This window comes from Paenarthrobacter sp. C1 (assembly GCF_049315185.1).
Classification (GTDB): Bacteria; Actinomycetota; Actinomycetes; order Actinomycetales; family Micrococcaceae; genus Arthrobacter; species Arthrobacter nicotinovorans.
Window position 1 is genome coordinate 4040231 of sequence record NZ_CP186052.1, and the last position, 15914, is coordinate 4056144.

At 64.4% G+C, this 15914-nt stretch carries 15 protein-coding genes; 10 read left to right on the forward strand and 5 right to left on the reverse strand.

Annotation, left to right across the window (positions count from 1 at the left end; genetic code table 11):
- Positions 1–19: 19 nt before the first annotated feature.
- Together ACNAOU_RS18835 and ACNAOU_RS18840 are read right to left on the reverse strand one after the other, a co-directional pair.
- Positions 20–1114 (reverse strand): pyridoxal-phosphate-dependent aminotransferase family protein, encoded by a 1095-nt coding sequence (locus tag ACNAOU_RS18835; protein ID WP_422757489.1) that lies wholly within the window; start codon positions 1112–1114, stop codon positions 20–22.
- Positions 1115–1125: 11 nt separating this feature from the next.
- On the reverse strand, positions 1126–2382 hold the full coding sequence (locus ACNAOU_RS18840; protein ID WP_422757490.1) for an MFS transporter: 1257 nt from the start codon (positions 2380–2382) through the stop codon (positions 1126–1128).
- 62 nt (positions 2383–2444) lie between these two features.
- On the opposite strand from ACNAOU_RS18840, the gene ACNAOU_RS18845 reads away from it, so the two are divergent.
- The 7 genes from ACNAOU_RS18845 (at position 2445) to purM (ending at position 8163) form a co-directional block, all read left to right on the forward strand.
- Positions 2445–2906, forward strand: coding sequence for a winged helix-turn-helix transcriptional regulator (locus ACNAOU_RS18845; protein WP_422757491.1), 462 nt, complete (start codon positions 2445–2447; stop codon positions 2904–2906).
- A 77-nt stretch (positions 2907–2983) separates the two neighbouring features.
- Positions 2984–3814, forward strand: coding sequence for a phosphatase PAP2 family protein (locus ACNAOU_RS18850; RefSeq protein ID WP_422757492.1), 831 nt, complete (start codon positions 2984–2986; stop codon positions 3812–3814).
- A 154-nt stretch (positions 3815–3968) separates the two neighbouring features.
- Complete coding sequence (gene uraD, locus ACNAOU_RS18855) at positions 3969–4478, forward strand: 2-oxo-4-hydroxy-4-carboxy-5-ureidoimidazoline decarboxylase (protein ID WP_422757493.1); 510 nt, start codon at positions 3969–3971, stop codon at positions 4476–4478.
- A complete protein-coding gene (gene uraH, locus ACNAOU_RS18860; RefSeq protein WP_193590050.1) occupies positions 4475–4816 on the forward strand; it encodes a hydroxyisourate hydrolase in 342 nt (113 codons plus the stop codon). Before uraD ends, uraH begins: the two co-directional genes overlap by 4 nt.
- 91 nt (positions 4817–4907) lie before the next feature.
- Positions 4908–5240 carry a hypothetical protein gene (locus ACNAOU_RS18865; protein ID WP_422757495.1) on the forward strand — a complete coding sequence of 111 codons (333 nt, stop codon included), beginning with the start codon at positions 4908–4910 and terminating at the stop codon, positions 5238–5240.
- Positions 5241–5386: 146 nt separating this feature from the next.
- A complete protein-coding gene (gene purF, locus ACNAOU_RS18870) occupies positions 5387–7018 on the forward strand; it encodes an amidophosphoribosyltransferase (protein ID WP_055972604.1) in 1632 nt (543 codons plus the stop codon).
- Positions 7015–8163 (forward strand): phosphoribosylformylglycinamidine cyclo-ligase, encoded by a 1149-nt coding sequence (gene purM, locus ACNAOU_RS18875; RefSeq protein ID WP_055972608.1) that lies wholly within the window; start codon positions 7015–7017, stop codon positions 8161–8163. The genes purF and purM overlap by 4 nt, the downstream gene beginning before the upstream one ends.
- Before the next feature lie 205 nt (positions 8164–8368).
- Here the strand turns inward: purM and ACNAOU_RS18880 are convergent, their stop codons facing one another.
- Positions 8369–9139, reverse strand: a complete 771-nt coding sequence (locus ACNAOU_RS18880; RefSeq protein ID WP_422757496.1) for a VOC family protein — start codon at positions 9137–9139, stop codon at positions 8369–8371.
- A gap of 248 nt (positions 9140–9387) precedes the next feature.
- Positions 9388–9612: a DUF3073 domain-containing protein gene (locus ACNAOU_RS18885; RefSeq protein WP_018778327.1), complete on the reverse strand. Its 225-nt coding sequence runs from the start codon at positions 9610–9612 to the stop codon at positions 9388–9390.
- Between the two features lie 244 nt (positions 9613–9856).
- Between ACNAOU_RS18885 and ACNAOU_RS18890 the strand changes: the two genes are divergently transcribed.
- Positions 9857–10831 (forward strand): septum formation family protein, encoded by a 975-nt coding sequence (locus tag ACNAOU_RS18890; protein WP_422757497.1) that lies wholly within the window; start codon positions 9857–9859, stop codon positions 10829–10831.
- A gap of 12 nt (positions 10832–10843) precedes the next feature.
- Here the strand turns inward: ACNAOU_RS18890 and clpB are convergent, their stop codons facing one another.
- Positions 10844–13501, reverse strand: a complete 2658-nt coding sequence (clpB, locus tag ACNAOU_RS18895; RefSeq protein ID WP_422757498.1) for an ATP-dependent chaperone ClpB — start codon at positions 13499–13501, stop codon at positions 10844–10846.
- Positions 13502–13638: 137 nt separating this feature from the next.
- Here clpB and ACNAOU_RS18900 point away from each other — a divergent pair, with 137 nt between their 5' ends.
- Both ACNAOU_RS18900 and ACNAOU_RS18905 read left to right on the forward strand, forming a co-directional pair.
- Complete coding sequence (locus ACNAOU_RS18900) at positions 13639–14256, forward strand: pyridoxamine 5'-phosphate oxidase family protein (RefSeq protein ID WP_055972618.1); 618 nt, start codon at positions 13639–13641, stop codon at positions 14254–14256.
- 251 nt (positions 14257–14507) lie between these two features.
- Positions 14508–15101 carry an RNA polymerase sigma factor gene (locus ACNAOU_RS18905; RefSeq protein WP_193590054.1) on the forward strand — a complete coding sequence of 198 codons (594 nt, stop codon included), beginning with the start codon at positions 14508–14510 and terminating at the stop codon, positions 15099–15101.
- Positions 15102–15914: the final 813 nt, after the last annotated feature.

Consider the following 15914-nt stretch of genomic DNA (forward strand, 5'->3'; position numbering starts at 1 on the left):
CGCGGGATGTGAGCGAGCGTCAGGCCTTGGCGATCGCTTCCTTCAGCGCACCGAGCACCAGGGTCACCGAGGCACTGTTGGCGTTCGGGCCCATCATGCCGATGCGCCACACCGTATCCGCGAACTCCCCAACCCCCGAGCCGATCTCCATGCTGAAGTTCTCCAGGAGGTAGGCGCGGACGGCAGCCGAGTTGACGCCGTCGGGCACTTTGACCGTGGTGAGGCTCGGCAGTCGGGAGCCCTCGGCGGCAAACAGCTCGAGCCCCATTTCCTGCAACCCGTCCTGCAAAGCGGTGCCCGCCGCCCGGTGCCGCGCCTGCACAACGTCCAGGCCCTCCGCCAGGATGCGGTCCAGTGCGGCTTCGAGGCCTGCGATCATCGTGACCGGCGCAGTGTGGTGGTACGTCCGGGCTCCGCTCGCCGCGCCAACGTAACCGCCGAGCAGGCCAATGTCGAGGTACCAGGAGCGGGGGTCCTTGACACGGCGTTCGAAGGCGCGGTCGGACACCGTGAACGGCGAGAGGCCCGGCGGAACACCGAGGCACTTCTGGGTTCCGGCGTATCCGACGTCGATCCCCCAGTCGTCTGCCAACAGCTCCAGTCCGCCGATGGACGTGACGGCGTCGGTGATGAGCAGGGCGTCGCCCTTGCCCGCACCGAGGGCAGCGATGTCGGAGAGCACACCCACGGAGGTCTCGGCGTGAACCGCGGCGATGACCTTGGGATTGGGGTGCGCTGAGAGAACGCGGTCGGCGTCCACAGGCTGGCCCCACTCGTGATCCACGCGAACAACCGTTGCCCCGCAGCGCCGGGCGACCTCGCACATGCGCGCCCCGAATAGTCCGTTGACAGCGATGACTGCCACGTCGCCGTCGGACACTGTGTTCACGAAGGCTGCTTCCATCCCGCCTGAACCGGTGGCACTCAACGGAAGAGTACGCGCGTTGGAGGTGCCCCAGACGGTTCGGAGTCCCTCGCAAGTGTGGTCGAGGCGCTCGATGAACACAGGGTCGAGATGACCCAGTACGGGGTACGCCAATGCGGCCATGGCTTCGGGGTAGCAATTGCTTGGGCCGGGACCGAACAGGAACCTGGACGTCAGAATGTCTGGCATGGCGAACTCCTTCAGCTGGTTGAGGTCATTCTGCCCCAGCATGCTGGGCTGTTGCGAACCAAGCCCGCCGGCTTCTTGGCGTGCCGGACCCTGTCCGCACCCCACACCGCGAGCGCAAGCAATGCGAAGACCGCCCCGAGCACGCTGGCTCCAGCCCAGCCCCAGGCGTCAAACACCGGCGCTACAGCCGCAGCCCCAGCCGCGCTGCCTACTGAATAGAACACCATGTAGCTCCCAATAATGCTGCTGGCTGACTCTTCAGCCCCGGCCACGATCATGGTCTGGCTGCTGACGTGGACAGCCTGCACCGCAGCGTCCAGGACGATGATTCCGGCGATGAACCACAGCAGCGACCAACTTCCCATGGACAAGGCGAGCCATGAACCCAGGAGAGCAAAGAGGCTCACCCCTGTGACGTGCTGCCCCCAGCCCCTGTCCGCCGCAGCACCCGCCTTGGACGCCGCCAGTATCCCCACTAGCCCGGCCAGCCCGAAGAGCCCGATAGCACCCGGAGGCAGGTTCCAGGCCGGGCTGCCCAGGAGCAGCGACATACCGCTCCACAGCACGCCGAAGGACGCAAAGAGCAGCATGGTAATCAGGGCCCGGGTGCGGAATACGGGATTGTTCCGGGTCAGCACGACGACGGAGCAAACGGCCCGCCAGTAGCGCACCCCTCCCCGGTCGCGGTTGTCGGACGGCAGGGCACGGAAGACCGCGACGGCGAGGACCGCCCCAGCTCCGGCCGCGAGGACATAGACCGAGCGCCAGCCCCAGAGATCCGTCATACCTCCCGCCACTGTCCGCGCCAGGATGATGCCACTCACGACGCCGGCAGTGACGGTTCCGATGTTTCCTCCCCTTTGCGCGGGGGTGCTTGAGGCGGCGGTGAACGCCACGATGGTCTGCACCACGGACGATGCCAGGCCCAGGAACATGAAGCCGACGAGAAGGGCAGCCGGGGAGGACGCCAGGGCTACGGCCGTGGCCCCTGCCGAGGTGGCCCCGACCTGCAAGGCGATGAGGGCCCGGCGGTTCACCAGGTCACCCAGCGGCACCACGAGGACCAGGCCGAGGAGATACCCGGCCTGGGCCGACGCCACCACCCAGCCCACGCCGGCAACAGGAATTCCCACATCCGCTCCGATGCGTTCAAGCAGGGGTTGCCCGTAGTAGAGGTTCGACACCATGAACCCGGCGACGACGGCGAGCAACAGCAAGTGGCGACGGCCCAGTCCCGCCGGGGTGCTTGTCTGAATGCCGTTCCTCATAGAGCGCCTCCCACAAGATGGTTTCAATATGCAACCATCTCACCCTATGGCAGAATGGTTTCATGTTGCAACCAATCGACATCGACTGGACAGACCCCGAGTGCCCCGTCGCCAGAACGGCCGACTTGGTAGGCGATAAGTGGACCTTGCTGATCATCCGGGACTCATTGGACGGCAAACGGCGGTTCTCGGAGTTCCAGAAGTCCCTGGGCGTGGCCAAGAACATCCTCTCGGACCGCCTGCGACTCCTGGTGGACAGGGGGATCCTCGCCCGGATTCCCAACGATCGCGGAACACGGAGCGAGTACGAGCTCACAAGTGCCGGGCTCGACCTCTTCACACTGATCCTCAGCCTCCGGCAATGGGGCGAGCGGAACGCGTTCGGCATCAACGAACGCCACTCCGTCCTACTCGCCCACGCTACGGGTCAGCCGGTGCCACAGCTACGACCCCTGGGCCCGGACGGCAGCGACCTCCAGCCCCAGGAGACGCTGGTGGTCAAAGTGGGCCAGCCGGCACCGTGACCCGCCCCCAGGTTCCCCCGAATCCAAACTGCTAAGGTTACTCACCAATACCGAAGCCGCCACGATAGGGGACGCAAGTGACGACTGAAGGAAACGGGCCCGCAGAAAAGGGCATACGGGGCGAAGTGCACCAGGACCGCTTCGTTGCCGGACAGGACCTGACGCGCTGGAAGTCCCCCGCAGGCCGGACCTTGGCCCGGGGCGCCGAATGGGTCACAGGACTCCTGGGCCCATATGCCGCACTCATCATCACCCTGGCGGTGGGCCTGGGCGTCACCCTGACGTTGGCTTGGGCGTTCGGCGAAGTGTATGAGTCAGTGACCGAAGCGGATGGGGTCGCAGGCTTCGACCACCCCGTACTGGAAGCTGCCAAGTCGGTCCGGTCCCCCGCTGTGGACGCGGCCATCACGGCCTACACAAATATCGGCGGCACTGTGGGCATGCCCATCATTGCCGTGGGCATCATGATCTTCCTGGCCACACGGCGCCGCTCATGGACACCCGTCATCCTGATGCTCGCGGCCGGACTGGGCTCCCTGGTGATCACCATCCTGGGCAAGCCGATCTTCGGCCGGACCCGCCCCGACCAAGCCGACGCAATTCCGCCCTATGAGCATTCAGCCTCCTTCCCCAGCGGACACTCCCTGAACTCGATCGTGATCGCAGGCATCGTGGCCTACCTGATCATCCTGCGGCTCAACACCACGCGGGCACGGGTGGTCACGGTGGTCGTGGCGGCAGCCTTCGCCTTCACCATGGGCTTGAGCCGCGTCTATCTTGGCCATCACTGGCTGACCGACGTCCTGGCCGCGTGGGCCATCGGCATCGCCTGGTTGGCCTTGGTCATCACCGCGCATCGGCTCTACCTGACAGCGCGCACACGGCGTCATCGCGAGGTAGTCTCTTGACACCGGGCGGGCCGCTCGGCTTAACTGAATTACGTATGCTGAAATAACAGTTCCATGATGCGGAAGCTTGAAGCACCAGACTTCCTCCCGATAAAGCGGGAGTTCCGCATAGCCCACACCATGGATGCCAGCATTTTGCACGAGGATGACAAGCATGGAGCTTGCAGTATTCAACACGGCTGACCGGGACGAGGCCATCAAGACCTTGACCCCCTGCCTGGACATCAGCCGCTGGGTGGACACCATCGTTGACGCGCGCCCCTACGCCAACGTCGACGAACTCCTGGGACAGGCCCAGCGCGCCGCCGAGCCGTTCACCCCTGCCGAGGTGGAGTCAGCCATGGCCCACCACCCCCGGATCGGTGAACGACCCAAGGCCCAAACCACCGAAGCCGCGATGTCGCGTTCGGAGCAGGCCGGTGTGGACCCGGGTGACAGCCAGACGACAGCAGCGCTGGCCGAAGGCAACCGCGCGTACGAGGAGAAGTTCGACAGGGTCTTCCTGATCCGTGCTGCAGGCCGCAGCGCACAGGAGATGCTCGCCGCCCTCCAGGAACGCCTCACCCACACCCCCGAAGAAGAAGACACAATCGTGGCCGGCCAGCTGCGGGAGATCGCACTGCTGCGGCTCTCCGGACTGATCAGCGAAGGAGTCAACGCATGAGCGTTTCACAAGTCACCACACACATTCTGGACACCGGTTCCGGCCGCCCGGCGGCGGGTGTCGCCGTCGTGCTTTACGTCCGCGACGGCGACGACTGGACCTTGGTGGGCAAGGGCGAAACCGACGCCGACGGCCGGATCAAGAACCTGGGCCCCGAACGGATTCCCGGTGGCGCCTACCGCCTGAACTTCGCCACAGGTGCCTACTACGAAGGCCTGGGCACGGAGACGTTCTTCCCGGAAGTGGACCTCCACTTCACAGTTTCCGACGCCGGCGAGCACTACCACGTGCCCCTGCTGCTGAGCCCGTTCGCGTTCTCGACGTACCGCGGCAGCTAACCCGCCCCGCCGATGTGACGGTTAATGCCAATGTTCCCCGCGAACATTGGCATTAACCGTCGCATCGGCGAGGAACGGTACGCTTGAAGACATGGCTTCAGAGGACACCACCCCCAACACCGCCCGCCGCGAAATCACCGTTCGCCGGGCACCCAAGTTCGTTCCCTTCATGATTTTGGGCGCGGTGGTGGGCGCGATCGTGGCCGCAATCATCGCCTACGGCCGCCCGGCGGACCCCGCCTTCGATGCCGGCACGGTCTTTGGCTTCTTCCTGATTGTCTGCGCCGGCGGCGGCGTCATCCTCTTCTCGGTCCTGGCCCTGATCCTGGACCGCGTCAGCGTCAAGCACTCCGAGCGGGCCGTCGTCGAAGCCGTCCCGGATTCGGTTCCGGACGAAGGACCCGAGAACGACGACGTCCGCTAGGTCGGGCGCCCGGCCCGCCTCTTTTGAGGGGAGCCACTGTGAGACACACCGCATTTTCGGCCGGACACGCCTGATCTTTGCCCCTTCGCGGGGTCATATAGGAATCGGGGGAACGTACCACGGCCACAACATGAGACAATCGACCAGTGGCACGTGGCGACGGAAAACTTTCTCATGATCTTCTCCCCGGCGAAAAAGGCCCCCAGGACGCTTGTGGCGTCTTCGGGGTTTGGGCTCCCGGTGAAGAAGTAGCAAAACTCACCTATTACGGGCTGTATGCGCTGCAGCACCGCGGACAAGAATCGGCTGGTATTGCTACCAGTGACGGCAAGCGCATCAACGTCTACAAAGACATGGGCCTTGTGTCCCAGGTCTTCGACGAGACGACCCTCAACACCCTCACCGGGCACCTGGCCGTAGGCCACTGCCGGTACTCCACCACCGGTGCAAGCCACTGGGCCAACGCGCAGCCGACCCTCGGTGCGACAGCAACCGGTACGGTTGCCCTGGCCCACAACGGCAACCTGACCAACACCGCTGAGCTCCGGGAAATGATCCTTGAGCGCAACGACGGCCAGCTGACCGGTGAAATGAAGCAGGGCAACACCTCCGACACCGCACTGGTGACCGCTCTCCTTGAGGGCGAAGAGGGCAAGACCCTGGAGCAGACCGCACTGGAGCTGCTGCCCAAGATCAAGGGTGGCTTCTGCTTCGTCTTCATGGATGAAGGAACCCTCTACGCAGCCCGCGATACCTACGGCATCCGCCCGCTGTGCCTGGGCCGCCTGGAACGCGGCTGGGTTGTCGCTTCCGAGCAGGCCGGTCTGGCGACCGTTGGTGCAAGCTTCATCCGCGAGATCGAGCCCGGCGAATTCATCGCGATCGACGAGGACGGCGTCCGCTCCCAGCGTTTCGCCGAGGCAACCCCTGCCGGCTGTGTCTTCGAGTACGTGTACCTCGCCCGCCCGGATGCTGCCATTGCCGGCCGCTCCGTGTACGAGGCCCGCGTTGAAATGGGTCGCCAGCTGGCCCGCGAAAACACGCACGAGGCAGACCTCGTGATCCCGGTTCCCGAGTCCGGTACCCCCGCCGCTGTTGGCTATGCCGAGCAGTCCGGGATCCCGTTCGCGCACGGCTTCGTCAAGAACGCCTACGTGGGCCGTACGTTCATCCAGCCTTCGCAGACCCTGCGCCAGCTCGGTATCCGGCTCAAGCTCAACGCTTTGGAATCCGTGATCCGCGGCAAGCGCATTGTGGTGGTGGATGACTCGATCGTCCGCGGCAACACCCAGCGCGCCATTGTACGCATGCTCCGTGAAGCCGGCGCCGCTGAGGTACACGTCAAGATTTCCTCTCCCCCGGTCCAGTGGCCCTGCTTCTACGGCATCGACTTCGCCTCCCGCGCGGAGCTCATCGCCAACGGCGCCACCATCGAGGAGATCTCCCAGGCCATCGGCGCTGACTCGCTGGCCTATATCTCCGAAGACGGCATGATCGGCGCCACCCAGCAGCCGCGCGAACGCCTCTGCACGGCATGCTTCACCGGCAAGTACCCGATCGAGCTGCCGCACGCGGACAAGCTCGGCAAGAACCTGCTGGAACGGACCGATCTTGGCGGACTGGAACCGGCTGCCGAGGCCGATTCGGTGGACGCTTCCGAGGATCCGGCCGAGAAGCCGGGCGCCACAGGCTGCGATCCCGGGCCTGACGCCGAATTCGAGAATTTGCTGACCGACGCTGATCGTTTGACCGACGCCGACAAGAAAGAGTCTGTATGACCTCCGCAACCCCCGCCGCTGAGAACAACGCCGGCATCACCTACGCTTCGGCCGGTGTCGACGTCGAAGCGGGAGACCGCGCCGTCGAACTCATGAAGGACGCTGTCAAGGCGACCCACAACTCGTCGGTGATTGGCGGCGTCGGCGGTTTTGCCGGCCTGTACGACGTCTCCAAGCTGCTCACCTTCAAGAAGCCGCTGCTGGCCACGTCCACGGACGGTGTCGGCACCAAGGTTGCCATCGCGCAGGCCATGGACATCCACGACACCATCGGTTTCGACCTCGTGGGCATGGTCGTGGACGATATCGTCGTTGTCGGTGCAGAACCGCTGTACATGACGGATTACATCGCCTGCGGCAAGGTTGTTCCCGAGCGCATCGCAGACATCGTCCGTGGCATCGCTGCTGCGTGCTCCGTGGCCGGTACCGCCCTGGTGGGTGGCGAAACCGCTGAGCACCCGGGCCTGCTGGGCGAGCACGAGTACGACGTCGCAGGTGCCGCCACCGGTGTCGTCGAGGCTGACGCGCTGCTCGGCCCGGACCGCGTCCGTGCCGGCGATGTCGTGATCGGCATGGCTTCCTCGGGCCTGCACTCCAACGGCTACTCCCTGGTCCGCCGCGTCATCAACCACGCAGGTTGGGCACTGGACCGCCAGGTTTCCGAGCTCGGCCGCACGCTGGGCGAAGAGCTCCTGGAGCCCACCCGCGTCTACGCAGCTGACTGCCTGGACCTGGCCCGCGCCTTCCCGGTGCACTCGGCCAACGCCGTTCACGGCTTCAGCCACGTCACCGGTGGTGGCCTCGCTGCCAACCTGGCACGCGTCCTCCCGCAGGGCCTCGTCGCCACGGTGGACCGCAACACCTGGGAACTCCCGGCCATCTTCAAGCTGGTCTCCGAGCTCGGCAACGTCCCGCTGGCCGACCTTGAGCGCACGCTGAACCTCGGTGTGGGCATGGTGGCCATCGTTTCCGCCGAAGCAGCGGACGCCGCCGTAGCCCGCCTGAACGACCGCGGCCTGCCGTCCTGGATCATGGGCACAGTTTCGGCTGACAGCGACTCGATCGACAAGACCGGCCCGGACTACGTCCAGGGTGCCAAGGGCGTCGACGGCGGCGCTGTCCGTTTGGTGAACGCCTACGCCTAAGCGGCATATCGCCTTATAAAAGGAGCGGCCCGGCAGTCTCAACTGCCTGGCCGCTCTTTTTATTGCCTGTGGGCTGTCACTGGCGACACCCATATTCGTTGGTGCCAAGGATCCGGACGGCCGACACCCACATCCGGGCAGCGTCAGTCCATGTCCGCGGCCTCAGTGAATATGCGCGTCATCAATGGCCACGGCCCGCTGTGCTTCACACCTGGATCAGGCTCAGCACACCGCCCTGCGGATCCTGGATGGTAGCGAGCGACCCCGCCTCCGGCCGGGCATCGGGTTCAACCAGCAGCTCTCCCCCGGCGGCAACAGCTGCATCGGCGGCTTTGCGGACATCGTCCACTCCGAAGTACACCTGCCATCCGGCTTCCTCGCCCTCTCCGGCAGGGACCACGCCAGCCACTTCCTCACCGTTCACCATCAGCGTGCTGTAGCTGCCGCCGTCGTCCTGGGGGTATTCGGTGACCTCGTATCCGAACAGCTGCTGGAGGAATCCGACGGCGGCCTGGGGCTCGGGCGTCAGGAGTTCGGCCCAGGCCAGCGCTCCGGGTTCGTTGTAGAGGTGGCTGCCGAGGTGCGTTCCGGCCTGCCAAATACCGGTGGTTCCGCCACCTGCGGCCTCGATGAACGCCAGTACCCCGGTATCCGCGACAGCCTCCGACCCGAACTGGAGCTTCCCGCCGGCATGGGCAGCATCCTCGGCCACTTCCTCAGTGTCCGTGGCAGCGAGGTAGATGTTCCATTGGCCGCGGGTTCCCGCCGCTTCCTGCATGGAGTTCTGCGGAGCGATCACTGCCACCAACTGGTCCTTCACGAAGGCCTGGGAGTAACTGCGTCCATCGGGAGTGGGCAGGTCCTTGTACGTCCAGCCGAAAACGCGCTGGTAGAAATCCTTGGCCGCCGTGACGTCCCTGGTCTGCAGGTCCGCCCAGCATGGCTCTCCGCTGGCGTAATGGTTTCGGGTGGTCATGGTGCCTGTGTACTCCTGCTTCCATCTGTGCGCGGCTCATTGGCCGACTCAGCTGCGGGATAGTTGACCCAGCGCATGCTGCGCTGGAAACTCCAGCCTACGCAGAAAAGGACCCCCAGGGTACGCCAATGAGCGGCGTGCCCTGAGGGCCCTTTTCAAAAGATGTACGGCATCCGGGGATGCGCGATGACCTTATGTACGACGGCGGTACGCAACTCAGTGCCAGCGGCACCTGTTGGTTGCGACAGCTATACGATACGGCGGGTGTCTACCTCGTCGTCATCATCTTCCGCGTACTTGTCCTCGTAGGCCGAATAGTCCGGCTCCGGGGGATCGTCGGGGAAGTGGCTCTTGACACGACTGGACGGACCCGTGAGCTCCCGCTCAAGTGCCGAATAGTCAGTGTTCGGGGAGTAGTACTTGATGTCCCGAGCCTGCTTGGTAGCTTTTGCCTTTTGACGGCCGCGCCCCATGGCGTGACCCCCTTTTGTACTTGGACCGGAGGTGGTCACCTTGGCTATCGGTGAGGCCCCGGAATGTTTGGTCAATTTGTCGTATGTCTAGATTACATGCTTTCAGGGGTGCCTGTGCGCCACTCCAACCCCGAGTCCGGGGCCAACACCGCCAAAACCAACGGCAGAGACCTCCAAGCCCGCCGAAAATTGGGTAGAGTCGGCCTCAATGCGGCTCCACAGCAGGAAAGGCACACCCCGGAATATGAGCCAGGACAACACCTCACCGCGTGATGGTTCGCCACACGATCAAGGCAAAGAGGGGTCATCCCCCACGCCCGAAACACCTCCCCCGGCTTCCGGTGAGCAGCCGCACTCGGCCCCGCACTCGGCCCCGCTGACGACACCATCAGGCCTCCAGCCGGATCCCGCACCCGAGCTTGATCCTGACTTCGTACCGAATCCGAGCGAGCAGCCGGACCCCGCGCTGCCACCGGAAAGCGGCGAGGCTACCGCAGCCACCGACGGCGACGACGCTCCCGACCCTGCTCACAGCGACGTTCACAGCGACGTTTCAGCGGCTGCTGAACCGCCCACCGGCACGGACCCGCACTACCCGTGGCAGCAGCCATATCCGCCCCAGCAGCCCACTGCGGGACAGCCCTACCAAACCCAGCCCTACCCAGGGCACGAGCCGGGCATGGGCCAGGAGTGGCAGCCCGAGCAGCACGGCGATCCGATCAAGCGTCAACGCCTTGTCATTGGTGGAATCGTGCTCGGTGTCCTGGTCCTGATCGGGGTGGTGATCTGGGTCCTGCTTAACCTTCTCGGCACCCGCCCCGAAGCCTCCGTGGCAAGCCCCAGCGCGACGTCCACCCCCGGCCCCCTTCCCCGCGACACGAACGCCAAGGATTTCCAGGTAGGCGACTGCTTCGCCAGCTTCGACCCCAAAGCCACTGAAGCCAGGGCCGTGGAGTGCGGAACAGAACACTCGGCCCAGCTCGGCGCAGTCTTCAGCTACGGAGCCGACGAGTCCTTCCCCGGCGCCACCGCTTTGCGGGACAAGGGCAGGGAAGTATGTAAAACAGTGAAGCTCAACAAAGCGGCCGCCAACTACATCCTGCTCCAGCAGAACGTGTACCCCAGCAGCACCAGCTGGGATAGGGGCGACCGCCGTGTTGATTGCTTCATCGTGGTGGACTCCGGCAACACCATCAAGGAAAACCTCCTCGACAAGTAGCGCCGGACGGAGCTACTTCCTGCGGACGGTGAGGCCCGTGCCTGCGGGGGCACCGCCGTCGGGGTTTGAGAGCGCCTCAAAACCCTCGATGGTGAGCTCGTCCACATCAGCCGCGGTATCGACCAGCACGGTGTCGCCGTCGCTGATCTCCCCTGCCAGGATCTCCTTGGCCAGGCGGTCACCGATCTCGCGCTGGACCAGGCGGCGCAGCGGCCGGGCGCCGTACGCGGGATCGTAGCCGGACATCGCGAGCCAGGCGCGGGCGCCATCGGTCACCTCGAGGCTGAGGCGGCGATCGCGGAGACGGTTGCCCAGTTCGGCCACATGCAGCTCAACGATCCGCGCAAGTTCCTCGACGGACAGCGGATCGAACAGCACGATCTCGTCCAGGCGGTTCAGGAACTCCGGCTTGAAGGATGCCTGGACCACTGCCATGACGGCGTCGCGCTTGGCTTTGGCGTCCAGCGACGGGTCCACCAGGAACTGGCTTCCCGAGTTGGACGTCAGCACCAGGATGGTGTTGCGGAAGTCCACGGTGCGGCCCTGGCCATCGGTGAGGCGACCGTCGTCGAGAACCTGCAGGAGGATGTCGAAGACCTCGGGGTGGGCCTTTTCGACTTCGTCCAGCAGAACCACGGAATACGGGCGGCGACGTACGGCCTCGGTGAGCTGGCCTCCTTCTTCGTAGCCAACGTATCCCGGAGGGGCACCGACCAGGCGGGCCACGGCGTGCTTCTCGCTGTACTCGGACATGTCGATCCGGATCATGGCGCGTTCGTCGTCGAAGAGGAAGTCGGCCAAGGCTTTGGCCAGCTCCGTCTTACCGACGCCGGTGGGACCCAGGAACAGGAACGAACCGGTGGGGCGGTTGGGGTCGCTGATGCCGGCACGGGCACGCCGCACAGCATCGGAAACGGCCTGCACTGCCTTGCTCTGTCCGATGAGCCGCTTGCCCAGCTCTTCTTCCATGTGAAGCAGCTTCTGGGACTCGCCTTGGAGCATGCGGCCGGCGGGGATACCTGTCCAGGCCGAAATGACCTCGGCAATGTCGTCGGCGGTGACATCTTCCGCCACCATCAGCTCGGGCTTCGAACCGCCGCGGGCAGACTCTTCCTCGGCTGCGGCGCTCAACTCACGTTCCAGTGCGGGCAGTTCGCCGTACAGGATCCGCGACGCCGATTCGAGGTCGCCTTCGCGTTGGTGCTTGTCGGCGGCCGAACGCAGCTCGTCGATCTTGGCCTTCAGGTCACCCACGCGGTTCAGCCCGGCCTTCTCAGCCTCCCAACGGGCGTTGAGCGCGTTGAGTTCTTCCTTCTTGTCCGCCATGTCGGCGCGGATTGCGGCGAGCCGCTCGACGGAGGCGGGGTCGGTCTCGTTCTGGAGCGCCAGTTCCTCCATGGTCAAACGGTCGACGGCGCGGCGGAGCTGGTCGATCTCTTCCGGGGCGGAATCGATCTCCATGCGGAGTCGGGACGCAGCCTCGTCCACGAGGTCGATGGCTTTGTCAGGCAGCTGCCGACCCGAAATGTAGCGGTTGGACAGCGTGGCCGCAGCAACCAGGGCGGAGTCTGCGATGGCGACCTTGTGGTGTGCCTCGTAGCGTTCCTTCAGACCGCGGAGAATGCCGATGGTGTCCTCGACGCTGGGCTCGCCAACGTAAACCTGCTGGAATCGGCGTTCCAGGGCCGGGTCCTTCTCGATGTTCTCGCGGTACTCGTCCAAGGTGGTGGCACCGATGAGCCGCAGTTCGCCGCGGGCCAGCATGGGCTTGAGCATGTTGCCGGCATCCATGGCGCTCTCGCCGGTGGCTCCGGCGCCCACTACCGTGTGGATTTCGTCGATGAACGTGACGATCTGCCCGTTGCTGTTCTTGATCTCCTCGAGCACAGCCTTGAGCCGTTCCTCGAATTCGCCGCGATACTTGGCACCGGCCACCATGGAAGCGAGGTCCAGGGCGATGAGGGTCTTGCCGCGCAGGCTTTCAGGGACGTCGCCGGCCACCATGCGCTGGGCGAGGCCCTCGACGACGGCGGTCTTGCCGACGCCGGGCTCACCGATCAGCACCGGGTTGTTCTTGGTGCGGCGGCTCAGCACCTGAACCACGCGCCGAATCTCGCTGTCGCGCCCGATGACGGGGTCCAGCTTGCCCGAACGGGCCACGGCGGTCAGGTCCGTGCCGAACTTCTCCAGAGCCTGGAAGGTGTTTTCGGGATCCGGGGAGTCGACCTTTCGGTCACCCCGGACACCGGGCAGGGCGGCGAGCAGCGCCTCGTGGGAGGCACCGGCGTCGCGCATTAACTTCCCGACGGCGTCACTTCCGGCGGAGAGCGCCAGCAGCAGGTGCTCGGTGGAGACGAAGGAATCGCCGAGTTTGTCGGCCTCGTTCTGTGCTGCCTGGATGGCCTGCATGGACTGGCGGGACAGCTGTGCCTGCTGCACCGAGGTGCCCGACGACGACGGCAGTGCCTTGATGGCCGAGCTCGCCTGCACGCTCACCGCATCAGGATCAGCGCCAGTGGCACGCAGAAGAGCCACGGCAACACCCTCCCGCTGGTCCATGAGGGCTTTGAGCAGGTGCGCCGGCTCCAGCTGGGGGTTCCCGGCCGTTGAGGCGTTCATGGCGGCCGCAGAAAGGGCCTCCTGGCTTTTGGTAGTGAATTTGACGTCCAAAGAGTGCTCCCTTTCTGGAGTGTGACCAATACGTTCAAAGTTGAGTCTACTACGCTCAAGTTTGATTTCGTGGTCATTGCTTCCATGTTTGCCCACGGCGAAACCAGTGTCCATAGCTGCCCGGTTAGGCTGGGGGCATGGACACCATTTCCACCGCTGATGAACTCGAAGCCCTGATCGGATTGCCCCTTGAGCGCGTGCGTAAGAAGGTCCGCACCGCGCTCAGTGAATTCGACCGCCAATGGCTGGCTGCCAGCCCCTTCTGCGTCCTCTCGACGACGGACGCGAACGGCCGCGTGGACGCCTCGCCCAAAGGGGACCCGGCCGGCTTCATCCACGTCCTGGACGAGCACACCATCGCCATCCCCGAGCGCCCGGGCAACAAGCTCGCTTTCGGTTTCCACAACATCCTGGAGAACCCCAACGTCGGCATCCTCTCCGTGGTGCCCGGCCGGACGGACACCCTGCGAATCAACGGCACAGCTCGGATTGTGCGTGACGCCGACTTCTTCGATCAGATGGTGGTCAAGGGGCACCGGCCGCGTGCCGCCGTCGTGGTTTCGGTGGAGGAAGTGTTCACGCACTGCGGCAAGGCCTTCATGCGCAGCGGCCTGTGGCAGCCGGAAACGTGGGAATCCGAAGACCTTCCTAGCATCGCGGTGCTCGCCCAGGCGTACACCCAGCCGGAGACGCCGCTGGAAGATCTCGAGACCTACTACGGGCCGTCCTATGCGGAGCGGATGTACCGGGAGTAGCAGAGAATCTGTCCTGTGCTTGCCCTGCGCACGTAGGGCCAACGTTGTTGTGCCCACAGACACGTGTAGGCCGTTCCCTGTTCCTCCGGGAAGATGTGCCGGCTTGGAATCCTAACGGGAGCGGGGGCCGTCGGCGTAGTGCCGGCGGCCTCCGTCGGTTGAAGCCGGGAGTAGGTAAGTGTGCGGCGGGCTCGCAAAAAAAATCTTCTGCCGATGTGTAACCATCAGCAGCCTCCCGGACAATACAGGGCATGGAGAACGTTCAGCCGGGGGATGGCGTCCTGTGGGCAGACAGCCTCAAAGGCGATGCGGAGGCCTTTGGTGTCTTGTACGACCGTCACCGCAGTCGTGTGTTTCGTCATGCTTATCGCCTGACTGTCGGAACGCACGATGCCGAGGATGCCACGGCGGCCGCATTCTTTGAGCTTTGGCGCCGTCGTGAGAGGGTGCGACTGGTTGACGACTCGATCCTTCCGTGGCTTTTGGTGACGACCACAAACATTGCCAGGAATCTACAGCGGTCAAAGGTTCGCCACCGGAGGCTCCTGGAAGCCATTCCCCGCAACAGCACGTTCGAAGCGGAGCTGGACCCGGCTTATTCGAACCACGATTTGATGACTGAGAAGGTCGCACAGGCCCTGACTGTCCTAAAGCCACTGGACCTGAGGCTCGTCAGCCTTGTCGTGTTCGAAGAGCTGCCCCTGGCGGTGGCGGCTGAGGCTATAGGAATTTCACCGGGGGCCGCAAAGGTCCGCATGTACCGCGCACGCAAGCGGCTGAAGGCTGCGCTGCCGCAGCCACTTCCTCACGTCCACTCGCCAGCACTGAAAGGAGATCCGACATGAAGCACATTGATCCGCAATTTGACCGGGCGCTTCGTGAGGTACTCCTTGCTCAGGTTCGAAGCAGTTCAAAACCGCGGACCCAGAGGCGACGTTGGTTCTTGTTCGCCGGGGCTTTGGCTGGCGCGGGGATGCTGGGTGGCGCAGGTGCAACGGCTGCAGGGCTCTTCTCCCCGCCCGGTGTACCCACGACTGCTGCCCTAAGCACCCCATCGACCGCCATCTACACCGGCACAGCAACAGCGGACCCTGGACCAGCCCCGGAAGGGGCTACCGGGGTTGAGGTGGAATTGACCTGCCTCAGTGTCGGTAAGTTCAACTTCCCGGGTGGAGCCTACGTCACGTGTTCATCGGCAGATTTGGGCACACCCGGCGCATGGTCAAAGTATGTCGTGCCCTTGGATCCATCAGCACGAGGGGTGACCATTACGACTGAGCCTGGAAACAGGTGGCAAATCAGTGTCAGGTATGTCTCTCAAGTTGCCACCGAATGGGAACTAAATGCGAAGGGCGAGACCTACGGCGTCGAGGTACCAGGGCGCGGCGTCCCGGACTTGCTCGCAGTGGTAGCCACGAACGGAGCAAAGGGCTACGCCTACTCGGCACAGATGCAGGGGACCGAACCGACAACTCCCGAAGAAGCAGCCAGGAACCTTCCCAGACCTCCACGGGAAATTCCTGTTTACCTCAGCGACGGCGCCACACAGGTGGGAGTATTTATGGCGCCCGGGTGATATCCAGAAAATACAACAGAAAATAAGCGCCCCAATATTTTCATGTTCTCCAGGGAAATTGGTAGGGAAATCATGAGTATTA